Origin of the sequence: Aliarcobacter sp. (genome assembly GCF_041672065.1) — a bacterium.
GTDB lineage: Bacteria > Campylobacterota > Campylobacteria > Campylobacterales > Arcobacteraceae > Aliarcobacter > Aliarcobacter skirrowii.
In genome coordinates, this window is the sequence record NZ_JBAZAH010000069.1 from 1 (window position 1) to 7,571 (window position 7,571).

The 7,571-nt window shown below is 26.7% G+C and carries 7 protein-coding genes; 4 read left to right on the top strand and 3 right to left on the bottom strand.

Translation table 11 applies throughout. The annotated features are described in order from the left end of the window. Positions 1 to 134: 134 nt before the first annotated feature. From WC168_RS08725 to WC168_RS08740, 4 genes are read left to right on the top strand one after another with little or no spacing between them, the layout of a single operon-like run. Positions 135 to 926 carry a shikimate dehydrogenase gene (locus WC168_RS08725; RefSeq protein WP_372618721.1) on the top strand — a complete coding sequence of 264 codons (792 nt, stop codon included), beginning with the start codon at positions 135 to 137 and terminating at the stop codon, positions 924 to 926. 18 nt (positions 927 to 944) lie between these two features. Next, positions 945 to 1,898, top strand: coding sequence for a flagellar hook-length control protein FliK (locus tag WC168_RS08730; protein ID WP_279135530.1), 954 nt, complete (start codon positions 945 to 947; stop codon positions 1,896 to 1,898). A gap of 2 nt (positions 1,899 to 1,900) precedes the next feature. Beyond that, complete coding sequence (locus tag WC168_RS08735; protein WP_228137767.1) at positions 1,901 to 2,182, top strand: EscU/YscU/HrcU family type III secretion system export apparatus switch protein; 282 nt, start codon at positions 1,901 to 1,903, stop codon at positions 2,180 to 2,182. Continuing rightward, on the top strand, positions 2,179 to 3,126 hold the full coding sequence (locus WC168_RS08740) for a hypothetical protein (protein WP_279135525.1): 948 nt from the start codon (positions 2,179 to 2,181) through the stop codon (positions 3,124 to 3,126). Before WC168_RS08735 ends, WC168_RS08740 begins: the two co-directional genes overlap by 4 nt. A 12-nt stretch (positions 3,127 to 3,138) precedes the next feature. On the opposite strand, the gene WC168_RS08745 is transcribed toward WC168_RS08740, so the two are convergent. The 3 genes from WC168_RS08745 to WC168_RS08755 all read right to left on the bottom strand — a co-directional run bounded on the left by WC168_RS08745 (position 3,139) and on the right by WC168_RS08755 (position 7,503). Further along, positions 3,139 to 3,987, bottom strand: a complete 849-nt coding sequence (locus tag WC168_RS08745) for an aldose 1-epimerase family protein (RefSeq protein WP_279135524.1) — start codon at positions 3,985 to 3,987, stop codon at positions 3,139 to 3,141. A 9-nt stretch (positions 3,988 to 3,996) separates the two neighbouring features. After that, the gene (locus WC168_RS08750; protein ID WP_372618724.1) at positions 3,997 to 6,081 is read right to left on the bottom strand and encodes a heavy metal translocating P-type ATPase; all 2,085 of its coding nucleotides are present in this window, start codon (positions 6,079 to 6,081) and stop codon (positions 3,997 to 3,999) included. Positions 6,082 to 6,204: 123 nt separating this feature from the next. Next, positions 6,205 to 7,503: a DEAD/DEAH box helicase gene (locus WC168_RS08755; RefSeq protein ID WP_372618726.1), complete on the bottom strand. Its 1,299-nt coding sequence runs from the start codon at positions 7,501 to 7,503 to the stop codon at positions 6,205 to 6,207. Between the last annotated feature and the right edge of the window lie 68 nt (positions 7,504 to 7,571).

Here is a 7,571-nt window from a genome sequence, read left to right on the forward strand (position 1 = left end):
AAATGTTGTTATATCTAAAGTCATAGACTGTAAAAAGTAAAAGATTTGAAGTTAGTACTTCAATCTTAAAAGAATATATTTTTTAGCTAAAAGCTAGGTTATATATTCATAAATTTATTATACGAGGTAAACTAATGAAAAAATTTTGTATATTTGGAAATCCTGTTATGCACTCAAAATCACCTCAAATGCAAAATGCTGGTTTTAGGCACTTAAATATAGATGCAAACTATGAGAAGTTTTTGCTTGAAGATGGACAAAAAATAAAAGAGGAGTTTATCAAAAATGGTTTTAGTGGAGCAAATATAACTGTTCCTCATAAAGAGTTTGCATACAAAATGGCAGATGAAGTTATTGGAATTGCAAAAAAAATAGAGGCTGCAAATACTTATATTTTAGAAAATGGCAGAGTTTTAGCATACAATACTGATGCACCTGGATTTTTAAAATCTATAGAGGAGTTTAAAGATGTTAAAAAAGTTTTACTTTTAGGAGCTGGTGGAACCTCTAAAGCAATATCTCTGGCTTTACAAGATAAAAACTATGATGTTACAGTTTTAAATAGAAGTGCAAATAAACTAGACTTTTTTAAAAACAATAGTATAAAAGCCTACTCTTTTGATGATTTTAAAATTGAAAAATTTGACTTAGTTGTAAACTCAACAAGTGCGGGTTTAAAAGATGATTTGCTTCCAGCTTCGAAAGAGATTTTAGAAGATGTTTTAAAATCAAGCTCTTATGCAGTTGATTGCATCTATGGGAAAGAGACACCTTTTTTAAATTTAGCCAAAAGTTTAGAAAATGTTATTAAAGATGGTGAGGATATGCTACTGTTTCAAGGGGTTTTGGCTTTTGAACTATTTACAAAAACTAAGGCAAATGAATCATTAGTTGAAGCAATGAGAAAAGGTTTAAAAGGCTTATAGTTTGTGTTATAATCAAAGATGTTAATTTCAAATCAGTCAAACTTAAATATACTTTTATCAAACAACCAAACACTACTAAATAAGATTTTAGATAGTAGTTTAGACAGTGAGCTAAAATCTATTTTAACAAATCAAAATAGTGGTGCTGATGTTTTAAAAATTATAAAAGAGCTATTTTTGGCACTAAAAGATGGTTCTAAATCTGCTACTAATTTAGAAAATTTATTAAAAAATTTAAATTTTTCAAAAGAGCTTGGAACTCTATCTTCAAATATCTCTACACTTTTACAAAATCTACAAAGTGATGAGAGCTTATCAAATTTAAAAACACCTTTGGAAAATTTTCTAAAAAACTTTCAAAACATAGATGATCTAAATTTAAAAGAGCAGATAAAAAATAGTGGTGTTTTTTTGGAAAACAAACTTTTAAATAGTTCAAAGTATAATTTTGATGATGATTTTAAAGCAAATTTACTAAAGCTTCAAGAGGCTTTAACAAATAAAAGCGATGCAAAATCTATTGAGAATTTAAAAATTATAAACAATCTTTTAGCTCAAGTTGAACTAAATCAGCTTGGAAGCTTAGCTTCAAACTCAAATTTTGTTTTTATTCCATTTTTTTGGGATATGCTTGAAGATGGTTTTATTCAGATGAAACAAAAAGAGGAAGAGAAGTTTTTTTGTCAGATTAATCTAAATCTAAAAGATTTTGGAAAAGTTGATTTGATGCTATTTTTATATGATAAAAATAAGCTTGATTTGACAATTTATGCACAAAGAGAGCATTTTAAAGTTGCTATTAAAGAGAATTTACAAACACTAAAAAAAGCTTTGAATAGTGTAGAGTTAATAGCTGTAAATATAAAACTTCTTGATATGAAAGATGATAAAAAAGAGGATAATTTAGAGCAAAAGTATCAAAATTTTTATAAAGAGAGTATATTTTCAAATAGTATTGATATAAAGGCATAAAATTGCAAGATAATCAAAAAATTAAAAAAGCCGTTGCCTTAGAGTATGAACAAGGGGTAAATAGTGCTCCAAAAGTTACAGCAAAAGCAAAGGGTGAAGGTGCAAAAAATATAATAAAAGTTGCGCAAGAGAACAATATTCCTATAAAAAAAGATGAGGATTTGGTTGAACTTTTAAGTCAAATTGATATAGACAAAGAGATTCCAGCTTCTATGTACAAAGCTGTTGCTGAAATTTTTGCATTTATATATGATTTATCAAATAAAAATAAGGATAAAAGATGATTTTAAAAAAGATTTTAATAGAGGATCAAAAAGAGTTATATAGGCACAAAAACTATCTTTTAAGCCTTGGATTAAAGTTTGATGCCATAAATAAAATATACTCAAATAGTGAAGAGCTGGATTTTAATATTGAGTTTGAATTAGTAGAGTTTTTAAATAATAATAGTTTTGTTTATAAATTTATTGAAGAGAAAATTGTAGATTTTAAAAAACAAATTAGTGCAAAATATGAATCTTTTCAAATTGATGATAAAAATATATTTATTCAAGAGAGAAAAACAAATCAAAAACTCTATCTTATAAATATAGAGAAAAATAGATTAGCAATAATTGATTTGAAAAAAGCTATTTTAAAAACTTATAAACTCTCAAAAGATAGTTTAGAAAGTAGCTCATCTTTGGCTATTTTAACTTTAGAAACACTAGCAAGTAACCAAGAAGATTTTGCTGAACTTTTCTCTATTTTTGCAATTTTACAAAATCAAAGTAGCGAAGAACTTCTATATTTAGACAAACTTAAAAAGTTTAAATATTTTTGTATTGCAAAAATTAAAGAGAAACAACAAGATATGTTTTTGTGCAACTGCGTAACTGGATTTTTCCCTGAAACTAAATTTTATATAAAAGGAAATAGAGTCTTTTCAAATTATACAAACTACTTTTTAACTTATGAGCAAGAGATTAAAATATGGAAATATCTATATGAAAATAAAATTTTAGTAGGAGTTTTTAAAGAACCAACTTTAAATGAGCTATTTATTGGAAGAAAAATTTATACAATTGATGAGTATGGAAACAAAGTTAAAAGATTAATAAAATTTGCAAAAGAGATAGAAAAAGATAAAATTGAGATTACTTTAAGCGATGGAATTCATTCAAAAAAGTTAGCAAATCTATTTTTTAAAGATGATTTATTAAAAAGAGTTATTGAGGCTAGAGATTAAAATAGTTTTATATCAAACTTCTATACTATAAAAACAAGAAAATAGCTCATCTTTTAGCAAAACTTGAATTCCTCTTTTATCTTCAATATTTTGATTTGAATTCTCTTCATCTGCAACTCCAAACCAAGGTTCAATACAAACAAATGGTGCAAGATTTGGTTTTGACCAAACTCCTAAATATGGAAAATCTTTGGACTCTACTTTTAAAATTTTTTTGTTGTTTTTATCTCTTAAAATAATAGATTTTATATTTTTATCATTAAAAACTAAAGCATCATTTTGAAATATTTCTTTATCCAAAATAAGCCTATTTTCTGTAAAATTAATCTCTTGATTTTTATATATCAAACCTTTATCATTTAGAAAATATCTTTTAGCAGTTCTAACATCTTCAAAATCTAAAAAATCACCACTTGAAATATTAAAAGCTGGATGAGCTCCAATCGAAAAATATAGTCTATATTCACTTCTATTTTTAACTTTATATGAAATTATTAGTTTTGTTTTCTCTAATTTATAAGAGATATTTAACTCAAATAAAAATGGATAATTTTTTAAAGTTTCTTCATCATTTTTTAAGCTAAATTCTATAAAGTCATCCTCTTTTTTTATAAGTTCAAACTCTTTATCTCTTGCAAAACCGTGTTGAAACAAACTATATTTTTTATCTTTATAAAAATAGCTATCATCTTTTAATCTTCCAACTATTGGGAAAAGTACTGGAGAATGTCTTGCCCAGTATTTTGAATCTGCTTGCCAAATATATTCAAAATCATTCTCTATTTTTTGTAAACTATTTAATTCAGCTCCAAATGATTTGATTTTTGCTTTTATAAAACTATTTTTTATCTCATAATTCAAAATATTTTCCTATTTTTTAATCTCTTTTAAAATTCTCATAGAATTAAATATAGCTATTAAAGCTACTCCAACATCTGCAAAAATTGCTTCTTGCATCCCTATAACTGCCCCTGCTCCCAAAAATAAAAAGCCAATTTTTACAGCCATTATGAAAATGATATTTTGATATACAATAACTTTTGTTTTTTTAGCTATTTTTATTGCATCGCTTATTGAATTTAAATTATCATTTAAAACTATAACATCAGCAGATTTTATAGCCAAATCACTTCCAATTCCACCCATAGCAAAACCAATATCAGCATTTGCTAAAGTTGGAGCATCGTTTATTCCATCTCCTACAAATGCAGTTGTTTGGCTTGTATCTTTTTTTATATTTTCATAAATTTTGAGTTTATCTTGGGGTAGTAGCTCATATCTTACCTCATCAATTCCTATATTTTTTGCAACTTCTAAAGCTTGCTCTTTTTTATCTCCTGTTAGCATATAAGTTTTTAATATATTTAGTTTTTTTAACTCTTTTAAAAACTCTTTTGCTTCACTTTTTATAACATCACTTACAACAATATATCCAACAAATTTTGAGTTTATTGATACATAAACAATATTTAAACTCTCATTTAGATTTTGTGAAATTTTTATATCAAATTTTTCAAGAAGTTTTCTGTTTCCTACTAAAATATCTTTTTCATTTACAATAGCTTTTATACCCAAACCACTAAACTCTTCGCTAAAACTAAGCTCTTTTAAGTTTAACTCCTCTTTGCACTCTTTTACAACTGCTTTTGCTATTGGATGAGTTGAAAAGCTCTCAACTGTCGCAACAACTCTTAGAAACTCATCTATACTCATATCAAAAGCTTCTACTTTTGTAACTTCAAAAACCCCTTTTGTCAAAGTTCCCGTTTTATCAAAAACAAAATTTTTGATTTCGGTTAGTTTTTCTATATAGTTTGCACCCTTTACTAGTACACCTTTTTTTGAAACAGCTCCAATAGCACTAAAATATGATAGAGGAACAGATATAACCAAAGCACAAGGACAAGAGATTACTAAAAATACCAAGGCTCTCTCAATCCAATCAGAGTATAAAGCATTTTCTATAAAAAGTGGTGGTAAAAATGCTAAAAAAAGAGCCAATACAACAACTATTGGAGTATAAACAGAAGCAAATTTTGTAATAAATTTTTCAGCATTTGCCTTTTTTAAACTTGCATTTTCAATTAGCTCAATTACCTTTGCGATTGTTGAGTCTTTGTAAAGTGATTTTACTTTTAGATAAACAGCATTTGAAACATTTATATATCCACTTAAAACCTCTTCATTTTGTTTTAAAGTTTTTGGTTTAAACTCACCCGTTATTGCACTTGTATCAAAAGAGCAAGAGTTTTCAAGCAAAATAGCATCAACTGGAACTTTTTCTCCAACTTTTACTAAAATAACATCATCTAGTTGTAACTCTTGGGGAGTTTTTTGAACTATAGTTTCACCCTCTTTTACAAATGCAAATTCTGGTTTTATATCTATAAGTGCATTTATACTATCTCTTGAATTATTTACAGCAACTCTTTGAAACATCTCACCAACTTGATAAAAAACCATAACAGCAATAGCTTCAACAAAATCAAAAAGAGCAATTGCTCCAATTGTTGCAATTGACATTAAAAAATACTCATCAAAAACTTTTCCAACAATAATATTTTTAAATGCCTTATATAAAACATCCCAAGCAACAATCATATATGCTATTAAAAAAACTGTTATTTGGATTTGTCTATTTTCTATATAGTTATATGAGATATAAGTTAAAAAGAGTGATAAAAAAGTAATAAACAAAAGCTTTTTGTCTAAATTTTGCCAAAATCTTTTTTGATTTTTACTCTCTTCTTTTACAATGATTACCTCTTTTTCTATCTTTTGAATCTCTTTTTCTATTAAATCACTTAAATCTTTGTCTATATTTTGCTCAAATGTTAAAGTAGAAGTTGAGAAATTAAGCCTTACATTTGATAACTCTGGCATATTATTTAAAGTTTTCTCTATTTTTAAAGCACAGTTTGCGCAATCGAGATTTTGTAGTTTTAGTTTTTTCATCTATAAATTCTTTCTATTTTTACTATATTTTTAAAAAAAAAGTATATCTATATGGCTATGAATTGAATATTAATTTTGTTAAAAGAGCAAGATATTTTGCAATATCTTGCTTAAAATTTGAGTCTATTTACTTTTTAAACTAGAGCTTACTCTTCTACTTCTACCAAAAGTTCTTTTTGAATTAGAAGTTTTATCTTCTGTTTTAGAAGCTCTACTTTGTGTTGCTCTATTTGCACCACTTTTTGCTCTATTTCTACCATTTGAAATAGGTTCTGCTTTTATATTTGGATTTACTTTAAATCCTTCTATTGCTATTTTATTTATCTTTTGTTTAATTAATTTCTCAATTGCTAACAAATAATCATGCTCATCAATACAAACTAAAGATATAGCATCTCCACTATTTCCAGCCCTTCCTGTTCTTCCAATTCTATGAACATAATCTTCAGGAACATTTGGTAACTCAAAATTTATTACATGAGGAAGTTGGTCTATATCAATTCCCCTTGCAGCAATATCAGTTGCAACTAAAACTCTTACAGTTCCAGCTTTAAAATCATCCAAAGCTTTTGTTCTTGCACCTTGAGATTTATTTCCATGAATTGCAGCTGAAGTTATTTTATCTTTTATTAAAGCTTCACTTAGTTTATTTGCACCATGTTTTGTTCTTGTAAAAACTAAAACTTGTTTCCAACTATTTTTATTTAAAAGATTAATTAAAAGCTCTTTTTTTCTCTCTTTATCAACATGATGAACAGTTTGTTCAACTTTGTGTGAAGTGCTGTTTGCTTTTGAAACCTCTATTAAAACAGGAGTTTTTAGCAAACTATCTGCTAATTTTTTAATCTCTGGTGAAAAAGTAGCTGAAAAAAGTAGATTTTGTCTATGTTTTGGCAAAATTGATAATATCTTTTTAATATCATGAATAAACCCCATATCAAGCATTCTATCAGCTTCATCTAAAACCAAAAACTCTACTTTTGATAAATCTAAACAATCTTGAAAAACCAAATCAAGTAATCTTCCAGGAGTTGCTGTTACAATATCAACACCCATTTTTAAGATTGCTTTTTGAGGATTTATTCCAACTCCTCCAAAAATAACAGCTGATTTAAATGGAAGATATTTTCCATAAACTTCAACACTTTGAGCTACTTGTGTTGCTAACTCTCTTGTTGGAGTTAAAATAAGTGCTTTTACAGAACTTTTTCTATCTTTTGAATAGTTTTTATTTAATAATTCCAAAAGTGGAAGTGTAAAACCAGCTGTTTTTCCAGTTCCTGTTTGAGCAGCTGCTAAAACATCTTTTTTTGACAATATAACTGGAATAGCCTTTGCTTGAATAGGAGTTGCTATTGTATAGCCCTCTTCTTCTACTGCACGAAGAATTTGTGGACATAATCCTAAATTTAAAAATGACATAATTACCTTTGTTTTATGAACCTACAAAAGTGATTAGCTTAAGTTACGATCTAGGTTGAATAATTTGA